Genomic DNA, 17,339 nt, shown 5'->3' with positions numbered 1-17,339 from the left:
CTTGCGTTTCCGACTCTATCAGATCTTTCCGATCCGATTTCCTCGGTGCTTTCCAGGTTCCCGCTTCCGCGTTTCCCTTTCCGGCGGTTCCGACTTTATCAGAAGTTTCGGGCCGGACTGACCGGCCGCTCATTTCCGATTCATCGGGAGAGGCTTCAATGAAATCAGGGTTTCAAGAAGCAAGTAGATGTTCACTCTGACTGGTCTGGGGCTATGGCCCATCTCCAGGCAACTGTTCTAATCTACCTCCCCGCACTCGCCGTGTCAACGGCTCCTGTGGGGCGAAGAGGAGACTAGCAGCTGAACGGAGGTGGTCGCACATCCGCCTGCGGGCGGGACGATCAGGCGGCTGTGGGGACGGTCGCGCTGCGTTCCGCTGCCTCGACGTCCCCGGTCTCTCCCGCACGGGCGGCACGGCCGCCCAGGACGTAGACGTAGGCCAGGAAAGCCACTTCGGCGGCGATCCCGATGGTGATGCGGGCCCAGGTGGGGAGGCCGGACGGGGTGACGAAGCCTTCGATGGCGCCGGAGACGAAGAGGACGAGGGCCAGGCCGATGGCCATGCCTATGGCGGCCCGGCCTTCTTCCGCGAGCGCTGTCCGCCGCGTCCGGGGGCCGGGGTCGATGAGGGTCCAGCCCAGGCGCAGGCCGGTGCCGGCCGCGACGAAGACCGCGGTCAGTTCGAGGAGGCCGTGCGGGAGCACCAGGCCCAGGAAGGTGTCGAGGCGGCCGGCCGAGGACATCAGGCCCACGCCGATACCGAGGTTCAGCATGTTCTGGAAGAGGATCCAGAGGACCGGGAGCCCCAGGAAGACCCCCAGGATGAGGCACAGGGCGGCGGCCCAGGCGTTGTTCGTCCAGACCTGGGCGGCGAAGCTCGCCGCCGGGTGGCTGGAGTAGTACGTCTCGTACTGGCCGCCAGGGCGGGTCAGCTCGCGGAGTTCGCTGGGGGCCGCGATGGAGGCCTGTACTTCGGGGTGGGTACCGATCCACCAGCCCAGGAGGGCCGCGACGGCCGTCGACAGAAGCGCGGTGGGTACCCACCAGTGGCGCGACTTGTAGACGGCGGCCGGGAAACCGTGGGCCAGGAAGCGTGTGACATCGCGCCAGGAGGCGCGTCGGGTGCCTGTCACGGCACTACGCGCGCGTGCCACGAGTTGGCTGAGCCGACCGGTCAGTTGTGGGTCGGGGGCACTGGACTGGATCAGGGAGAGGTGCGTCGCCGTGCGCTGGTAGAGGGTGACGAGTTCGTCGGCTTCCGCGCCGTTGAGGCGGCGCTGGCGGCGGAGCAAGGCTTCGAGGCGGTCCCACTCCGCTCGGTGGGCGGAGACGAAGACGTCGAGGTCCATCGGGGTGCCTGCTCCTCGGCTGGTCGTCGGAGGCTCGTCGTGGATCAGCTTGTCGTACTACGGTGCGATGCGCCCTCAGCTTGGCAGACTGGCCCTGTCGGGGGCAGGGCAGGGGAAGGACGGCAGGCGTGAGTGAGCTGGTGACGGGCGAGGCTGTGGCATTGGAGCTGCGCCCCGCGAGGCTGCCCAGCAGGGCGCTGGCCGTACTGCTCGATCTCTTGGCGGCCATGGCGGTCTACGTCGCGGTGACCATCGTGCTGGTCACCTCCACGGCTTCACTCGACGAGGCGGCGCAGACGGCGCTGTCCATCGCGTCGTTCGTTCTCGTCCTGGTGGGCGGGCCGATCGCGGTGGAGACGCTCAGTCACGGGCGGTCGCTCGGGAAGATGGCGTGCGGGCTTCGGGTGGTGCGGGACGACGGGGGTCCGATCCGGTTCCGCCATGCGCTGGTGAGGGGCTTGATCGGCGTGATCGAGATCCTCATGACCTTCGGGATCGTCGCCTGTATCGCCTCGTTCGTGTCGGCGCGTGGGCGGCGGCTCGGGGATGTGTTCGCGGGGACGCTGGTCGTGCGGGAGCGGATTCCGGTCACACGGACCGGCTTTGTGCCGCCTCCTCCGCCCTGGCTGGCGGGGCGGTTCTCGGGGCTCGATCTGTCCGCGGTGCCCGACGGGCTGTGGCTCGCCGTCCGGCAGTACCTGACGCGCATGCAGCAGCTGGATCCGCAGGTCGGCTGGTCGATGGCGGAGCGGCTGGCGTCGGATCTCGCCGAGCGGACGGGCGCTCCGGTGCCGCAGGGTGTGCCGCCGGCGGCTTATCTGGCCGCGGTCGTGCAGGAACGGCAGGCGCGGGAGGCCCGGCGGGCCTTCGGGAGCGACTCGGCCCCCGCTGCCGCGTCCGCCGCGGCTCCGGCGACGAGCGGCCCGGCGGGTACGGGCAAGCCACCGGCTGTGGGCGAGACACCTGTCGGCCCTGCGCGGCTGGTCGGGGCGCCCGAGGTGGTCGCCGAGCCGTCCGGCGGGGAGCGGCGGCCCGCGGAGTCACCGGGTGTTCCGGCGGGCGAGCGGCCCGGCACCGGGTTCGTGCCACCGGCGTAGGAGAGGGCGGAGCAGGCCTGCCGGGCTCGGCTGCCTGCTCAGGTGAACACCGACGGCGGTGACTCCAGGTCTTCGAGCTCGATGCCGGGGGCCGCGAGTACCACGTCCCCGGCGATGTGCACGGTGTGCTGCTCGCCCGTGTCCAGGGCTGTGACCTGGTATTCGTCCACGGTCAGGGGGTCGTTGTCAGTGGCGTGTGCTTCGCTTTTCAGCAAGGTCCAGGACTGGTCCACGGTGCGTGGGGCGAGGACCGGGTCCGTGAAAGCGACGAGGCGTACGCGGGTGGCTGCCGTGGAGGGGGTGAGGCGCAGGAGGCGGGCGGTGGCGACGAGGAACGCCGGGGACGTGCCGGTGAAGGCGTGGGCGCGCACATTGCCTTCGGTGGCCTCGGTCCCGGTGGGATCGGTGCGGACCCAGGTGACGCCGTCGAGGGCGGCGCCGCGGACCTGCCAGGCGGCGGCGTGCAGTTCGAGGCGGAGGGGGCGGCCCAGTTCGTCGAGGGTGAGGTCGACGGAGCCGTGGTGATCGCCTGCGGGGGTGGTCAGCTGGGAGACGTAGCGCCAGCCGGAGGGGCCGGGGGCGCACTGGAAGTGCTCTTCCGCGAGGGGGGTGTGATCGTGCGGATCGTGGAGCGAATAGCGGCCGCGGGGCATGGGGGTCCTGGGTCTTGACGGGCTGGACCGGTCGCCGGTCCGTCAAACGGGGCAGGCCCCCGGCACGGGGGTGCGGGGGCCTGCCTCGGAGATCTGAACCGGTAGCCGGCTGACCGGCAGCGGTGCTGCTCAGCTCAGTAGCGGTAGTGGTCCGGCTTGAACGGGCCCTCGACCTGCACGCCGATGTACTCGGCCTGCTCGGGGCGGAGCGTCGTGAGCTTCACGCCGAGCGCGTCGAGGTGGAGGCGGGCGACCTTCTCGTCGAGGTGCTTGGGCAGCACGTAGACGCCGGTCGGGTACTCGTCGGGCTTGGTGAACAGCTCGATCTGGGCCAGGGTCTGGTCCGCGAAGGAGTTGGACATCACGAACGACGGGTGGCCGGTGGCGTTGCCCAGGTTCAGCAGGCGGCCCTCGGACAGGACGATGATCACCTTGCCGTCGGGGAAGGTCCAGGTGTGGACCTGCGGCTTGACCTCGTCCTTGACGATGCCGGGGATCTTGGCGAGGCCGGCCATGTCGATCTCGTTGTCGAAGTGGCCGATGTTGCCGACGATGGCCTGGTGCTTCATCTTGGCCATGTCCGAGGCCATGATGATGTCCTTGTTGCCGGTCGTGGTGATGAAGATGTCGGCGGTCTCGACGACGTCTTCGAGGGTCGCGACCTGGTAGCCGTCCATCGCGGCCTGGAGGGCGCAGATCGGGTCGATCTCGGTGACGATCACCCGGGCGCCCTGTCCGCGCAGGGACTCCGCGCAGCCCTTGCCGACGTCGCCGTAGCCGAAGACGACCGCGGTCTTGCCGCCGATGAGGACGTCGGTGGCGCGGTTGATGCCGTCGATGAGGGAGTGGCGGCAGCCGTACTTGTTGTCGAACTTCGACTTGGTGACGGCGTCGTTGACGTTGATCGCCGGGAACAGCAGGACACCGTCGCGCTGCATCTCGTACAGGCGGTGGACGCCGGTCGTGGTCTCCTCGGTGACGCCGCGGATCTCGGAGGACAGCTGGGTCCACTTCTGGGGGTTCTCGCCCAGGGTGCGGGTCAGCAGTTCGAGGATGACGCGGTGCTCGTCGGACTCGGCGGTGTCGGGCGAGGGGACCTTGCCGTCCTTCTCGTACTCGACGCCCTTGTGGACGAGGAGGGTGGCGTCGCCGCCGTCGTCCAGGATCATGTTGGGGCCGCCAGTGGGGCTGTCCGGCCAGGTCAGCGCCTGCTCGGTGCACCACCAGTACTCGTCCAGGGTCTCGCCCTTCCAGGCGAAGACCGGGACGCCCTGGGGGTTGTCCACGGTGCCGTTCGGGCCGACGGCGATGGCGGCGGCCGCGTGGTCCTGGGTGGAGAAGATGTTGCAGGAGGCCCAGCGGACCTGCGCGCCGAGGGCGACCAGGGTCTCGATGAGCACGGCGGTCTGCACGGTCATGTGCAGGGAGCCGGTGACACGGGCGCCTGCGAGGGGCTGCGCCTCGGCGTACTCCTTGCGGATCGCCATCAGGCCCGGCATCTCGTGCTCGGCGAGGGTGATCTCCTTGCGGCCGAACTCGGCCAGGGAGAGGTCGGCGACCTTGAAGTCCTGTCGGTTCTCGACAGTCGTCATTGCGAGCTGCTCCTCGGGGTTGGGTCGAGGGTGGGTACGGCTGGTCTGCGCGGCGGCGGACACAGGAGTGCCCGAAAGAGGACACAGGCATGCCCGCGTACGCGCAGCGCAGTCCGTCGGAGGCCCTCTCTCCCTCGGCCGGTCCGCGTGGGGACCGCCCGACCGCCATCAGCAGCGACGTCTGGCTCCGTCCCAAGCTACACCGGGGGCGGGGGCGAACCCCAGCCCGCCCGTGAATCCCTCAAGCGATCGTCCGGCGGGTCCGGGGACGGCGACGGGGCCCGCCGGGTGGTCCGGCGGGCCCCGTGGGCGCGAGCGGCGGAGGTCAGTGGGCCGCGGGGGCCGGGCCTCCGGGGGAGGCCTCGGGGTCGGGGCCCTTGGCCGCCTCGGCCTCGCTGTAGACGTCCGGTTCGAGGTAGATCACGCGGGCGATCGGGACGGCGTCGCGGATGCGGGCCTCGGCGGCGTCGATGGCGGCGGCGATCTCGGTCGCCGTGTCGTCGTGCTGGACGGCGATCTTGGCGGCGACGAGGAGTTCGTCGGGGCCGAGGTGGAGCGTGCGCATGTGGATGATGCGGGTGACGGTGGTGCCGTCGACGAGCGCGGCTTCGATCTTCTGGGTCTCCTCGGTGCCGGCGGACTCGCCGAGCAGCAGCGACTTGGTCTCGGCGGCGAGGACCAGGGCGATCACGATGAGCAGGATGCCGATGCAGAGGGTGCCGATGCCGTCCCAGACGCTGTCGCCGGTGAGCAGGGCGAGGCCGACACCGCCGAGGGCGAGGATGAGGCCGACGAGGGCGCCGAGGTCCTCCAGGAGGACGACCGGGAGCTCCGGCGCCTTGGCGTGGCGGACGAACTCCTTCCAGGAGCGCTGGCCGCGCAGGGCGTTGGACTCCTTGATGGCCGTGCGGAAGGAGAAGGTCTCGGCGATGATCGCGAAGACCAGGACGCCGACCGGCCAGTACCAGTTCGTCAGCTCATGCGGGTGCTTGATCTTCTCGTAGCCCTCGTAGAGGGCGAACATGCCGCCGACCGAGAAGAGGACGATGGAGACGAGGAAGGCGTAGATGTAGCGCTCGCGGCCGTAGCCGAAGGGATGCTGCGGGGTGGCCTCGCGCTTCGCCTTCTTGCCGCCGACCAGGAGCAGCGCCTGGTTGCCGGAGTCGGCGAGTGAGTGGACGGACTCGGCGAGCATCGACGACGAGTTGCTGAAGATGAACGCCACGAACTTCGCTACCGCGATCGCGAGGTTGGCGGCCAGTGCCGCCACGATCGCCTTGGTGCCGCCTGACGCGCTCATATGTTCGCGATGTCCCTTCGTACGCCGTTTCTCAGGGCCGGGACGCCGCCGTGTGCGGCGTCCGTGGCTTTGCCCGTGCTTGACGGTGGGCCATTGTTGCAGCCCGTTCCGGCCGCGGTGTCTCAGGTCACCAGCACGGGGGGCGTCGAAACGGTCAGGCGATGACGGTGGCCCGGAAAAGCGTTCCCGTTCCGGACACTTCGGCCTTTTCGCCGGCCGGGACGAAGACGGACGCGCCGGGGGTCAGCTCGTGCTCGCCGACGCGGACCGTACCGGCCGTGCAGAGCAGGATCTGCGGGGTCGGGCGGGTGAGGTCGTGGGCGGTGCCGGCTTCGGGCAGGACGTAGCGGGAGAGGCGGAACTCGTCGATGGGGGTTTCGTAGACCTCTTCGCCGTCCGGGGAGGCCTCGGGGCGCAGGACGCCGGGGTCGCTGGGGAGGAAGCGGACGATGCGCAGGAGTTCGGGGACGTCGACGTGCTTGGGGGTCAGGCCGCAGCGCAGGACGTTGTCGGAGTTGGCCATGATCTCCACGCCGAGGCCGTTCAGGTAGGCGTGCGGGACGCCGGCGCCGAGGTAGAGGGCCTCGCCGGGCTGGAGCCGGACGTGGTTCAGCAGCATCGCGGCGATGACGCCGGGGTCGCCCGGGTAGTGGTGGGCGATGTCGGCGTAGGGGGCGTAGGCGCCGCCGAGGCGGTCGCAGGCGGCGGCCGCTTCCGCGACGGTCCGGGACATCTCGTCGGGGTCGGCGGTGAGGATCGCCGTGAGGACCTCGCGCAGGGCGGCGTCCTCGGGATGGGCGTGCAGCAGGTCGACGTAGGGCTTGAGGGAGTCGACTCCGAGGTCGTCGAGGAGGGCCGCGGCCTCCAGCGGGGCGCGGAAGCCGCACAGGCCGTCGAACTCGGTGAGGGCGCAGATCAGTTCGGGCTTGTGGTTGGCGTCCTTGTAGTTGCGGTGCGGGGCGTCCACGGGGATGCCGCGGCGTTCCTCGTCCGCGTAGCCCTCCTTCGCCTGGGCGAGGTCGGGGTGGACCTGGAGGGAGAGCGGGGCGCCCGCGGCGAGGAGCTTGAGGAGGAAGGGCAGCCGGGGGCCGAACTTGGCGACGGCGGCGGGTCCGAGTTCCTTCTCGGGGTCGGCGCCGACGACCTCGACGAGTGTGCCCCGGTCGGTGCGCGAGGGCGCGCCGGGGTGGGCGCCCATCCACATCTCCGCCTGCGGTTCGCCGGTCGGTTCGACGCCGAGCAGCTGCGGGATGGCGGTCGGGGAACCCCACGCGTAGGGGCGGATGGTGTTGTCGAGGCGGTCCATGGGTTCTCTCTGGGTGTGCGGGGTGCGGGCGCTCAGGGTGTCCCGGGCAAGATCAGGCCCTCGAAGCGAGCGCCAGGTAAACCGCGGCGAAATCCGTGATGGCGATCAGTTCCGCGAGGGTCTCCAGTTCGTCGCCGGCCTCCGGTTCCAGCTCGCTGATCGGTGTGTCGTGGCTGAGGGCGAGGTCGCGGGCGCCGGGGGCGGCGGTGAGGCCGCCGATGGGGCGGTCGCGGAGCAGGACCACGCGCGCGTGCAGGGCGGGTGGTTCCTCGACGCGGTCGCGGAAGAAGTCGTCGGGGTCGGCGCTGGCGGCCAGTGGTCCGGCGAGCAGGGCGCCGTGGGCGGCGAGCGCCTCGGGGAGTTCGGCGACGACCGCGGGGGTTCCGGACAGTTCGGCGAGGGCGGCGGCGAAGCGGCGGCCGGCCGGGCCGGCCGAGACGCCCTCGGTCCAGACGACCGGGAGTGCGTCGGCCAGTTCGGCGGCGAGGGTCTTGGCGGCGTTGCTGTACGTGGCGATGGCCGGGCCGCAGCGTTCGGCGACGCGGTCGAGGCGGTCGGCGACCTTGCCGAGGGCGTCCGGCGGGGCGGCGAGCACACCGGTGCGGTCCAGGAGCGCGAGCAGCGGGGTGAGCAGGGCCCACAGGACGCCGGGGGCGGACGCGGCGAGGGGCTCGTCCTGGTCGTACGGGGCGGTCGCCATGGGGACGAACAGGCCGTGCGCGCCGGCGACGGCGTCGGCGAGCGGGGTGCGGGCGGGGGCCACGGCGACGACGGTGCAGCCCCGGCGGTAGGCCTGCTCGGCGAGGAGGGACAGGCCGGGTTCGGTGCCGTCCGGGGTGGTGATCAGCAGGAGGTCCACGGAGCCGACCCAGCCGGGCAGTTCCCAGCGCAGGGCGCCGGCGGCGGGGGCGACGCCGGTGGGGGCGAGGCGGGTGACCGGGCTGCCGGCGCCGGCGAGCGTGCCGATGAGGTCGGCGGCGTGGGTGGCGGCGGCACCCGGGCCGGCGATGAGGACCGCGCGGGGGCGGCCGTCCGGCTTGAGGTCGCCCACGCCGGCCTCGGCGGCGTGGCGGGCGGCGGTGCGGACGCGGGCGCCGGCTTCTGCGGCGCCGCGGAGCAGTCCGCGGTGGTCGGCCTCGGCGAGGCCCTCCGGGGAGTCGAGCAGCGATTCGTCGAGCATGGGCGGCAGCTTCCCATCGCCGGGGTCCGTTGTCGGGTGTCCTGGATCGTGCCCGCTGTGCCGGGGGCTATGTGCACCGGGGTTTTGCGCTGGTGCGTGCGCCCCCGCCGGTCACGCGGGTCGGCGGGCCTCGTCGACGAGCAGGACGGGGATGCCGTCGCGGACGGGGTAGGCCAGGCCGCAGCTGCTGTCGGTGCAGATCAGTTCGGCTTCCTGCTCCTTGAGGGGGGCGTGGCAGGCCGGGCAGGCGAGGATTTCGAGGAGGCCGGATTCGAGGGGCATGAGGGGTTCCTCCGAGGTGCGGGCGCGTGGGGTCGTGCCTGGTCAGGTTACCGCCGGTGCGGGTGGGGCCTCAGCTCCTGATGATTCCCAGCACCTCGTCGCGCACCCGGGCCATCGTCGCGGCGTCCCTCGCCTCCGCGTTCAGGCGCAGCAGCGGTTCCGTGTTGGACGGGCGGACGTTGAACCACCAGTCGGCGGAGGAGACCGTGAGGCCGTCGAGCTCGTCGAGGGTGATGCCCTCGCGGGTGCCGTACGCGGAGCGGATCGCGGCGAGGCTGGCCTGCTGGTCGGCGACGGTGGAGTTGATCTCGCCTGAGCCGGCGTAGCGGTCGTACTGGGCCACGAGGGAGGAGAGGGGGCCGTCCTGGCCGCCGAGGGCCGCCAGGACGTGGAGGGCGGCCAGCATGCCGGTGTCGGCGTTCCAGAAGTCGCGGAAGTAGTAGTGGGCGGAGTGCTCGCCGCCGAAGATCGCGCCGGTGCGGGCCATCTCGGCCTTGATGAAGGAGTGGCCGACGCGGGTGCGGACCGGGCTGCCGCCGTTCTCCTCGACGACCTCGGGGACCGACCAGGACGTGATCAGGTTGTGGATGATCGTGCCCTTGCCGCCGTGCCGGGCCAGTTCGCGGGAGGCGACGAGGGCGGTGATCGCCGACGGGGAGACCGGTTCGCCGCGCTCGTCGACGACGAAGCAGCGGTCGGCGTCGCCGTCGAAGGCGAGGCCCAGGTCGGCGCCCTCCTCGCGGACCCGCTTCTGCAGGTCGACGAGGTTGGCCGGGTCGAGGGGGTTGGCCTCGTGGTTGGGGAAGGTGCCGTCGAGCTCGAAGTACATCGGGACCAGGTCCAGGGGCAGGCCGGCGAAGACCTCGGGGACGGTGTGCCCGCCCATGCCGTTGCCCGCGTCGACGACGACCTTCAGGGGGCGGTTGGAGGTCAGGTCGACCAGGGAGCGCAGGTGGGCCGCGTAGTCCGACAGCGTGTCGCGGCCGGTGATCGTGCCCGCCTTCGCGGCCGGCTGCGGGGCGCCCGACTCGCTCCATCCCTCGACCAGTTCGCGGATCTCGGCAAGGCCGGTGTCCTGGCCGACCGGGGCGGCGCCCGAGCGGCACATCTTGATGCCGTTGTACTGGGCCGGGTTGTGGGAGGCGGTGAACATGGCGCCAGGCAGGTTCAGCGCGCCCGAGGCGTAGTACAGCTGGTCGGTCGAGCAGAGGCCGATCTCCGTCACGTCCGCGCCCAGCGCGGCCGCCCCGCGCGCGAAGGCTCGCGACAGGCCCGGTGAGGAGGGCCGCATGTCGTGCCCCGTCGTGATGGCGCTCGCGCCGGTGACCCGTACGAAGGCCGCTCCGAAGAGCTCGGCCAGGGACTCGTCCCACTGGTCGGGGACGACTCCGCGTACGTCGTACGCCTTCACGACCTGCGACAGATCAGCAGCCACGGCCAACCTTCCTGAAAAAGTACCGTCGGTCCGCACAAACTACCTCCGCCCACCGACAGCGCGCCGGGCGGACGCCGAGAGGACTCCCAGCCGTAACCTCAGGTCAGGGCAGCATCCAGCCCAGGACCGGGGTGCTCTGGCCCACCACGATCAGGCACATCACCAGCAGCAGGCCCAGGCTCCACGGCAGCACCTTGCGCAGCAGGTCGCCCTCGCGGCCGGCGAGTCCGACGGCCGCGCAGGCGATGGTGAGGTTCTGCGGGGAGATCATCTTGCCGAGGACGCCGCCGGAGCTGTTGGCGGCGGCCAGCAGCTCGGGCGAGAGTCCGGACTCGCGGGCGGCGGTGACCTGGAGGGCGCCGAAGAGGGCATTGGCGGAGGTGTCCGAGCCGGTCACGGCGACGCCGAACCAGCGATCACCAGGGGCAGGGCCCCACCAGGGGCGGAGAGGCCGAGCGAGCCGGCGACGGGTTCCAGTTCCTGGACGTACACGGGCGCCTCCCCGGTTTCCGTCATGCGAAAGCGATTTCTCGCGTCCTCAAAACGGAATGGCCATGTCCGCGCCGAGCTCGCGTCAGTGGGTGCGCGGGGGGAGAAACCGGGGGTGCGGTCAGTTGTCGGGCGACCGCAGGACCCGCAGATGGCCGCGTCGCGCGACCTCCCTCGGGTCGGCCCCGCGGCCTCCGCCGCCGGCCTCGGCCGCCCGCTGCTGGGGACGGGCCGCCTCGCGCACGGCGTTCGCAAGCGCTTCCAGGTCGTCGCCGCTCGGGCGGGCCGGGGCCGAACCGTCGAGGAGCCGGACGACCTCCCAGCCACGCGGGGCGGTGAGGCGCTCGGAGTGCTCGGCGCACAGGTCGTAACAGTGGGGTTCAGCGTAGGTGGCGAGCGGGCCGAGGACCGCGGTCGAGTCGGCGTAGACGTACGTCAGCGTCGCGACGGCGGGACGGCCGCAGGCGGTGCGCGAACAGCGACGTACAGGGCTCACGACGTTGGACGGTACCGCACTCTTGAGCGGGCCGCGACGACTCTCCACCAGGTCACCCCACCGTGTCGTGCTGTGAGACGCCCCACACACGCCTGCGGACGCACCCTGCTGACCAGCCATGACATCGCCGTCCAGGGTGTCGAACGGTCCCGCAACCGGTCAAGAGTCAACACAAAACCCTCAATTGCCGTGAGATCACCGGTCTCGGCGGGATACGGATTTGAGCCCAACCTTGGCTTGAATGGTCATGTAACGACATGCCGTGCGGCGCGGCCGGAAGCCGTCCGTGCCGCCGTGCGGTGCCGGGCGCGGGGGCGCGGCGGGGACTACCCTTCACCAGTGATGGACAAGCCCGTAACGCCCCGTGCCGCCGCCCCCGGGCCCCGCCGTCGTGATCGCCACGGACGGGGCATGCGCGGCCCCATCGCACCGCCGCAGGTGCCGCTCGCCGCGAGCCGCGCGGACGCGTTCGCCGATCTGGTGCAGGACTCCGTGGAGCGTCTGGAGCGGCGGTGGCCGCAGCTCGCCGACATCGACTTCCTCGTCCTGGAGGTGCCGCGGCTCGACGGGCCCGGCCAGGCCTGGAACGACGAGGCGGTTCCGCTCGGCGGCACGATCAGCGCACGCGAGGGCCGCCCCGCGCGCGTGGTCGTCTACCGGCGGCCCGTCGAGATCCGCACCAAGGGGCGCGACGAGCGGGCGGCGCTGGTGCACGAGGTCGTCGTCGAGCAGGTCGCCGAGCTCCTCGGGCTGACGCCGGAGACGGTCGATCCGCGCTACGGCGAGGACCAGGGCTGAGCCGGGCCCCCCGGCCCGCCCGGCCTACCTCTGGAGCACCGACAGGTCTTCGTCCGCCTCCGGTACGGCCACCATCCCGCGGTCGTCCGGCAGGGTCTGCACGGTGAAGGCGGGGACACCGTCCTCGTTCGCCGCGAGGGTGCGGGCCCCGTAGACCGGACCGCCCGAGACCGGCTCGACCGTGAGCGCGTACGTGCCCTTCAGGCCACCGGGGACCGGGGGCTCGACGTCCTGGGTCGTGCCGGCCTTGATCGTGTACGTCTTCGACACTGGGGTCCCGCCCTCGCTGCCGGCCGAGGCGGTGACCTTGACCGTGGCGGCGGTGCGGGGGGCCGTCAGGGACAGGGTGCTGTCCTTGCCGCTGTTGTCCGCGGACGTCGCGCGCGTGCCGACGGGGCGGCCGGCCGGGATGAACGCCGTCTCCTGCTTGTCGCCCTTGCCGCGGACGACCCGCAGGGCCGCCACGACCGGCACGGACCGGTCCGTCGGCGTCAGCACCAGGGAGCCCGCCTCGCCGCGGGTGACGTCGCCCAGGTCGACGGCGGTCGTCATGCCTCCCTTGACGTGCACGGTCTCGTGACCGGCCGGGGTGATCAGCCCGGAGGGAGAGGCCAGGCGCACCTTCAGGTCCGCGTCGGCGTCGGCGGGGGTGAAGGCGACCAGGCGCACGGCGGTGGCGTCCTTGGGGATGCCGGGCAGGACCAGGCTGCCCGACGGGTCCGCGGACGCGGCCAGCCAGTCACCGCCGATCTTGTCGTCCAGGGCCTGCACGGCGGCGCCCACGCGTCCGCTGCGGACGTTGACGTGCACGGTGAGGTTGGTCTGCCGCTCGTCGGTGAGGGTGGACAGCAGGACCGGTTCGCTGGAGTGCGGCCCGACCGTGATGCCCTCCCCCACCGCGGACTTCAGGGCGCCGTCCTTGCCGTAGAGCTCGATGTCGACCACGGCGGCCGAGTCGTCTGGGTTGGTGAGGTGGACGTAGTCGGTGCGGTCGGCGTCCGTGCTGGCGCCGGGGAACCAGAAGTCGGTGTCCGGAGCCATGCAGTTGACGCCCTGCAGGCCCCGCCCCGTCCCCGCGGCGACCTCGGTCGTCTCCTGGACGGTCCAGCCGGGCGCGAACCTGCCGTCCGCGGTCCCGACGAGGGCCGGCGCGTCGCCGCCGGAGCTTTCGCCGGTGACCGGCTTGCCGGGCTCCTTGGGAGTCAGCACCGGTTGTGCGGACTTGTCCTTGCCGGACTTCCCGTCGTCCTTGGCCGTGCCTTCGTCCTCGCCCTCGGCCGCGGCGTCCGCCGACTCCTCGGCGGCCGCGCGCAGTTCGGCCTTGCCGCCGCTTCCGGTGCCCTTCGTGACGGGCGTGAAGGAGGTGTAGGACGTCTCCGCGAGGTCGGACGTGCTGGGCGCCGGGCACACCAGGCTCGTGCGCTCCACGGGCAGTTGGGCGGCCGCCTTGGCGGCGGTGTCCGTGCCCGGGGCGTCCGGAGCGGACAGCGCGGCGAAGCCGGTGACGGCGGCGAGCGCGGTCGTGCCGGCGATCAGGGACAGGGTGGTGCGGTTCACTGCTGGCTCCCGTCGGGACGCTCACTGCCCGTGCCGTGGGGGTGGTGCTGCTGGCCCGGGTCGTACGGCGTGCCGTAGCCCTGCTGGTAGGCCTGGTCGTACGCCGCCTGGTCGTAGCCGGCCTGGTCGTACGGCGGCGTGTGGCCCTGACCCTGGCCCTGGCCGCCGTACGCGTACGGGTCGTACTGGCCGCCCTGGTACGGGTCCGCCGGGTACTGCTGTCCGTAGGCGTCCGCCGGGTACTGCGCGTTCTGGTACTGGTCGCCGTGGTTCGCGTACTGGCCGCCCTGGTAGCCGGCGTTGTCCCTCCCCCAGGCTCGAACATCCTCTCCCGGGGGGACCCCCACCCCGTGGTTCTGCTGCTGGGGCACGGCCACCGGCGGCTGCTGCGGTTGCGGGGGCGGGAACTCATCGGGTCCGGCGGGCCCGGCGGCCTCTTCGGTCTCGGCCTCCGCCTGGGCGCGCAGGCGGCGGGCGCGGCGGCCCTCGCCGGCGACGGCCTGGGCCGGGACGGCCGGCTCGTCGGGGAGGTCGTCGTCGATGTCGCGGCGCCGGCCGGGCAGGGCGAGCACCACCAGGACGACGGCGAGCAGGCCCTGGACCCACAGCCAGGCCGTGTGGCCGATCGGGTCGTCGTAGGTGACGTCCAGCCTGCCGCCACCGGCGGGGAGTTCGAAGCCCTGGGCCCAGCCGTCGACCGTGGTGCGGGTCAGCGGCTTGCCGTCGAGCGTGGCGGACCAGCCGTCGGAGGCCGAGTCGGCGAGGCGCAGCACGCGTCCGCCCGCGCCGGCCGGGATGGTGGTGTGGATGTCGACGGGTCCGGCGGCGACGGGCTGCGGGGTGCCGGATCCGGAGGCGGGGGCGATGGTGGCGCGCGCCACCTCGCGGTTGACGCGCCACAGGGCGCCGCCGGCCTGCTGGCTGAGGCGGGTCAGGCCGGGCGTGGCGTCGAGGACGCGGGTGACCTCGCGGGGCGCGCCCTGGTGGACGAGGACGTAGCGCACGGCGAAGCCGCCGAGCTGGTCGGCCTGGTCGGCACCGGAACCGGCGACCAGGTTGGCGACGACCTTGTCGAGCCTGCCGTTCTCCCCGTCGGCGGCGGCGATCTCGCCGTCGCCGAGGCGGGCGCCCGAGCCGCGGACCAGCATGTAGCCGACGCGGGCGCCGGAGTCGCTGTCGAGGACGAGCGTGCGGGCCTGGTCGCGGGTGCCGCTCTCCTCGGCGACGAACGCGGGGACCTGGGTCGGATCGCGTCGCTCCAGCGGGCCGTCGGCGCCGCGGATCATCCAGCCGGCGGCGATGAGCAGCGGGCCCGCGGCTGAGGCGAAGGCGATCAGCACGGCGACCGGCTGGCGCCAGCCGAAGCTCTGCTCGGCCACCCGCGCGCGTGCCCCGTCGGCGCCGAGCGCGGCGGCGGCCAGCAGGGCGATGCCGTAGACGAGGGTCGCCGGGCCGGCCCAGGTGGAGCTGTTGGACAGGACCGCGAAGACGAAGCCGACGAGGGCGACGGTCCAGGCCGTCCAGATGCCCGCCTGGCGTTCCGAGCGCACCAGGGCGGCGAGGGCGGCCAGCACGATGCCGATGAGCATGAGGCCGCTGACGGTGCCGGGGCCGCCCGGGCTGGCGCCGAGCAGGTCGAGGGCGGAGGCGGCCGAGGGGCCGTAGTCGAGGCCCGCTTCCTTGAGGAAGCCGAACGGGAGCAGCGTCAGCGACCAGGGCGCCAGGAGCAGCAGGGGGGTGCCGAGCTGGGCGAGGAACCGCAGCCCGTAGGCCGTGATGTCGCTCCGGCGCAGCGCCAGCAGTCCGATGCCGAGGAGCAGCGCGATGGGCCACACGATCGGCGTGAAGGCGGTGGTGATGGTCAGCAGCAGCGCGTACGCCCAGGTGGCGCGCCAGCTGCCGCGGGCTCCGGCGGAGTTCGCCAGGCCGCCGGCCGCGATGCCCGCGCGGGCGATGAGCGGCAGCAGCACGGCCAGGACGGCGGTGCCGATGCGGCCGCCGGCGAGGGCGCCGGTGGCGGCGGGCAGGAACGCGTAGACGACGGCCGCCCAGGCGCGCAACAGCCTGGACTCGACGAGCGGGCGGGAGGCGAAGTAGGCGGCGACGCCGGCCAGGGGCACCGAGCCGACGAGCAGGACCGTGACGGCGAGGCCGGTCGAGCCGAACAGCAGGGACGCCAGCATCGCCACGAGCGCGACGTACGGCGGCGCGGACGAGGTGCCGCCGGCCCCGACCGGATGCCAGGCGTCGAGGTAGCGCGACCACAGCTCGGCGGAATCGGCCGGGGCGGGCAGCAGGGCGCCGCCCGCGAGGGCGCCGCCGCCCAGGAGCTGACGGCAGGCGAACAGGGAGACGAGCAGCAGCACCAGGAAGAGCACCGGGCCGGGCTTGCGCGCGATGCGCTTGAGCCGGGCGAACTGCTCGATCTCCAGGAAGTCGGCGTCGTCGCCGCCGGGGCCCGACTCGACGGCGCCGCCGTGCCGTCCGGCGCCGGCGGCGGCCTCCGGGTCGGAGCGGCCGACGAGGCTGCTCGCGACCTGCTCGACGGTGACGCGGACGGTCGCGCCGGGCGGCGGGAACAGCGCCCGCAGCTCGTCCTTGTCGATCTGGGGTGCGCCTCTGGCGCGCCGCCCGGCGAGGATCCGCTCGGGCCTCAGCAGCGTGCCCAGCAGGCCGCGGATCTCGTCGACGGCCTGTCCGGGTACCTTGCCGACCAGGTAGGCCACGGTCCGCAGCAGGGTGCCGAGCACGATCCGCAGCATCACCCAGGGGAGCACGGCCGTACGCGAGTTGACGAGCAGGGTGTAGACGGCGCCGGCCTTGTCGACCTTGTGCGGGGAGGCCGCCGTACGGCCCATGCAGTCGACCGTGCGGCGCTCGCGGCTGGACGCCTCGGCGTGGCGGACGACCGCCTCGGGGGCGATCAGGACGCGGTAGCCGGCCGCGTGCGCGCGCCAGCACAGGTCGACGTCGTCGCGCATGAGGGGCAGGTGGCGGTCGAACCCGCCGAGCTGCTCGAAGACGTCACGGCGGACGAGCATGCCGGCGGTGGACACCGAGAGCACGGTACGGACGTGGTCGTGCTGGCCCTGGTCCTGCTCGCGGCGGTCCAGGCCGGTCCAGCGGCGGCCGGAGTTGGCGATGGAGACGCCGACCTCCAGCAGCTGCCGCCGGTCGTACCAGCCGCGGAGTTTGGGACCCACGACGGCGACGTCCTCGCGGCCCAGCTCGTACTCGTTCTCCACGACCCGCAGCAGCTGGGCCAGGGCGTCCGGGTCCGGGGCGCAGTCGTCGTGCAGCAGCCACAGCCACTGCACCGGTTCGCCGTGCGGGAGCTCGGGCAGGTCGTAGGCGTCGTCGCGCCACGAGCGCGTGACGGGGTCCCAGCCGCTGGGGCGCTTCAGGTACGGCAGCTCGTCCGGGGTGAGGACCGGGGCGGTGCGGCCGCACTCCTCGACGGCCTGGCCGAAGCCGGTGCGGCGGGCCAGGTGCAGCACCCGGTCGGCGCCGAGGGCGTCGGTGACCAGCTGGGCGGAGGCGTCCGCGCTGCCGGTGTCGGCGCCCATCGCGTACTGGACGGGCCGCTCCTGGCCGAGCAGCCCGGCGAGCGCCTCGGGCAGCCAGCGGGCGCCGTCGTGGGAGACGAGGACCGCGGTCACCACATGACGCGGGAACTCAGGTGTGGCAGCGGCGTCGTGATGAGCTGCCGAGTGGCTGTGCACGGACATCGAGGTACGGGCCCCGGTTCGGTGGACTGCGGTGGACGCCCGTGCCCAAAGGGGGCGGCGGGGCGTCTCGGACGAGC

The 17,339-nt window shown here is 72.6% G+C and carries 14 protein-coding genes and 1 pseudogene; 2 read left to right on the top strand and 13 right to left on the bottom strand.

The window, feature by feature from the left end; translation table 11 throughout:
- Window positions 1-341: 341 nt before the first annotated feature.
- Window positions 342-1,349 carry a stage II sporulation protein M gene (locus HNR57_RS20375; RefSeq protein WP_184561425.1) on the bottom strand — a complete coding sequence of 336 codons (1,008 nt, stop codon included), beginning with the start codon at window positions 1,347-1,349 and terminating at the stop codon, window positions 342-344.
- 128 nt (window positions 1,350-1,477) lie between these two features.
- On the opposite strand from HNR57_RS20375, the gene HNR57_RS20370 reads away from it, so the two are divergent.
- Window positions 1,478-2,446 (top strand): RDD family protein, encoded by a 969-nt coding sequence (locus tag HNR57_RS20370; RefSeq protein WP_184561424.1) that lies wholly within the window; start codon window positions 1,478-1,480, stop codon window positions 2,444-2,446.
- Between the two features lie 38 nt (window positions 2,447-2,484).
- On the opposite strand, the gene HNR57_RS20365 is transcribed toward HNR57_RS20370, so the two are convergent.
- From HNR57_RS20365 to HNR57_RS20325, 10 genes and pseudogenes are all read right to left on the bottom strand, one after another.
- Window positions 2,485-3,099 (bottom strand): hypothetical protein, encoded by a 615-nt coding sequence (locus HNR57_RS20365; RefSeq protein ID WP_184561423.1) that lies wholly within the window; start codon window positions 3,097-3,099, stop codon window positions 2,485-2,487.
- A gap of 134 nt (window positions 3,100-3,233) precedes the next feature.
- Window positions 3,234-4,691 carry an adenosylhomocysteinase gene (gene ahcY / locus HNR57_RS20360; RefSeq protein ID WP_184561422.1) on the bottom strand — a complete coding sequence of 486 codons (1,458 nt, stop codon included), beginning with the start codon at window positions 4,689-4,691 and terminating at the stop codon, window positions 3,234-3,236.
- A 325-nt stretch (window positions 4,692-5,016) separates the two neighbouring features.
- Complete coding sequence (locus HNR57_RS20355; protein ID WP_184561421.1) at window positions 5,017-5,991, bottom strand: cation diffusion facilitator family transporter; 975 nt, start codon at window positions 5,989-5,991, stop codon at window positions 5,017-5,019.
- A 154-nt stretch (window positions 5,992-6,145) separates the two neighbouring features.
- A complete protein-coding gene (manA, locus tag HNR57_RS20350; protein ID WP_184561420.1) occupies window positions 6,146-7,297 on the bottom strand; it encodes a mannose-6-phosphate isomerase, class I in 1,152 nt (383 codons plus the stop codon).
- 52 nt (window positions 7,298-7,349) lie between these two features.
- Window positions 7,350-8,477 (bottom strand): SIS domain-containing protein, encoded by a 1,128-nt coding sequence (locus HNR57_RS20345; protein WP_184561419.1) that lies wholly within the window; start codon window positions 8,475-8,477, stop codon window positions 7,350-7,352.
- Between the two features lie 111 nt (window positions 8,478-8,588).
- Window positions 8,589-8,759 carry a Trm112 family protein gene (locus HNR57_RS20340; protein WP_184561418.1) on the bottom strand — a complete coding sequence of 57 codons (171 nt, stop codon included), beginning with the start codon at window positions 8,757-8,759 and terminating at the stop codon, window positions 8,589-8,591.
- Window positions 8,760-8,829: 70 nt separating this feature from the next.
- A complete protein-coding gene (locus HNR57_RS20335) occupies window positions 8,830-10,194 on the bottom strand; it encodes a phosphomannomutase/phosphoglucomutase (protein WP_184561417.1) in 1,365 nt (454 codons plus the stop codon).
- Window positions 10,195-10,297: 103 nt separating this feature from the next.
- Window positions 10,298-10,606: pseudogene (locus HNR57_RS20330) on the bottom strand (L-lactate permease); the annotation flags it as partial.
- Complete coding sequence (locus HNR57_RS40305; RefSeq protein ID WP_281403894.1) at window positions 10,588-10,710, bottom strand: hypothetical protein; 123 nt, start codon at window positions 10,708-10,710, stop codon at window positions 10,588-10,590. The pseudogene HNR57_RS20330 and the gene HNR57_RS40305, both read right to left, overlap by 19 nt.
- Before the next feature lie 94 nt (window positions 10,711-10,804).
- The gene (locus HNR57_RS20325; RefSeq protein WP_184561416.1) at window positions 10,805-11,227 is read right to left on the bottom strand and encodes a DUF3499 domain-containing protein; all 423 of its coding nucleotides are present in this window, start codon (window positions 11,225-11,227) and stop codon (window positions 10,805-10,807) included.
- A gap of 294 nt (window positions 11,228-11,521) precedes the next feature.
- Between HNR57_RS20325 and HNR57_RS20320 the strand changes: the two genes are divergently transcribed.
- Window positions 11,522-11,977, top strand: coding sequence for a metallopeptidase family protein (locus HNR57_RS20320; protein WP_184561415.1), 456 nt, complete (start codon window positions 11,522-11,524; stop codon window positions 11,975-11,977).
- Between the two features lie 24 nt (window positions 11,978-12,001).
- Here the strand turns inward: HNR57_RS20320 and HNR57_RS20315 are convergent, their stop codons facing one another.
- Both HNR57_RS20315 and HNR57_RS20310 read right to left on the bottom strand, forming a co-directional pair.
- Complete coding sequence (locus HNR57_RS20315; RefSeq protein ID WP_184561414.1) at window positions 12,002-13,534, bottom strand: DUF5719 family protein; 1,533 nt, start codon at window positions 13,532-13,534, stop codon at window positions 12,002-12,004.
- A complete protein-coding gene (locus HNR57_RS20310) occupies window positions 13,531-17,262 on the bottom strand; it encodes a glycosyltransferase family 2 protein (RefSeq protein ID WP_184561413.1) in 3,732 nt (1,243 codons plus the stop codon). Before HNR57_RS20310 ends, HNR57_RS20315 begins: the two co-directional genes overlap by 4 nt.
- Window positions 17,263-17,339 lie beyond the last annotated feature (77 nt).

Source organism: Streptomyces paradoxus (assembly GCF_014202475.1).
GTDB lineage: Bacteria > Actinomycetota > Actinomycetes > Streptomycetales > Streptomycetaceae > Streptomyces > Streptomyces paradoxus.
The sequence above is the reverse complement of the archived record's forward strand: the minus strand, read 5'-3'. Positions and strand labels throughout refer to the sequence as shown.

Coding starts and splice junctions, on each gene's coding strand:
- ahcY (WP_184561422.1), bottom strand. CDS start 4,691: ATGACGACTGTCGAGAACCGACAGGACTTCAAGGTCGCCGACCTCTCC.
- HNR57_RS20320 (WP_184561415.1), top strand. CDS start 11,522: ATGGACAAGCCCGTAACGCCCCGTGCCGCCGCCCCCGGGCCCCGCCGT.
- HNR57_RS20375 (WP_184561425.1), bottom strand. CDS start 1,349: ATGGACCTCGACGTCTTCGTCTCCGCCCACCGAGCGGAGTGGGACCGC.
- HNR57_RS40305 (WP_281403894.1), bottom strand. CDS start 10,710: ATGACGGAAACCGGGGAGGCGCCCGTGTACGTCCAGGAACTGGAACCC.
- HNR57_RS20345 (WP_184561419.1), bottom strand. CDS start 8,477: ATGCTCGACGAATCGCTGCTCGACTCCCCGGAGGGCCTCGCCGAGGCC.
- HNR57_RS20365 (WP_184561423.1), bottom strand. CDS start 3,099: ATGCCCCGCGGCCGCTATTCGCTCCACGATCCGCACGATCACACCCCC.
- HNR57_RS20355 (WP_184561421.1), bottom strand. CDS start 5,991: ATGAGCGCGTCAGGCGGCACCAAGGCGATCGTGGCGGCACTGGCCGCC.
- manA (WP_184561420.1), bottom strand. CDS start 7,297: ATGGACCGCCTCGACAACACCATCCGCCCCTACGCGTGGGGTTCCCCG.
- HNR57_RS20310 (WP_184561413.1), bottom strand. CDS start 17,262: ATGTCCGTGCACAGCCACTCGGCAGCTCATCACGACGCCGCTGCCACA.
- HNR57_RS20340 (WP_184561418.1), bottom strand. CDS start 8,759: ATGCCCCTCGAATCCGGCCTCCTCGAAATCCTCGCCTGCCCGGCCTGC.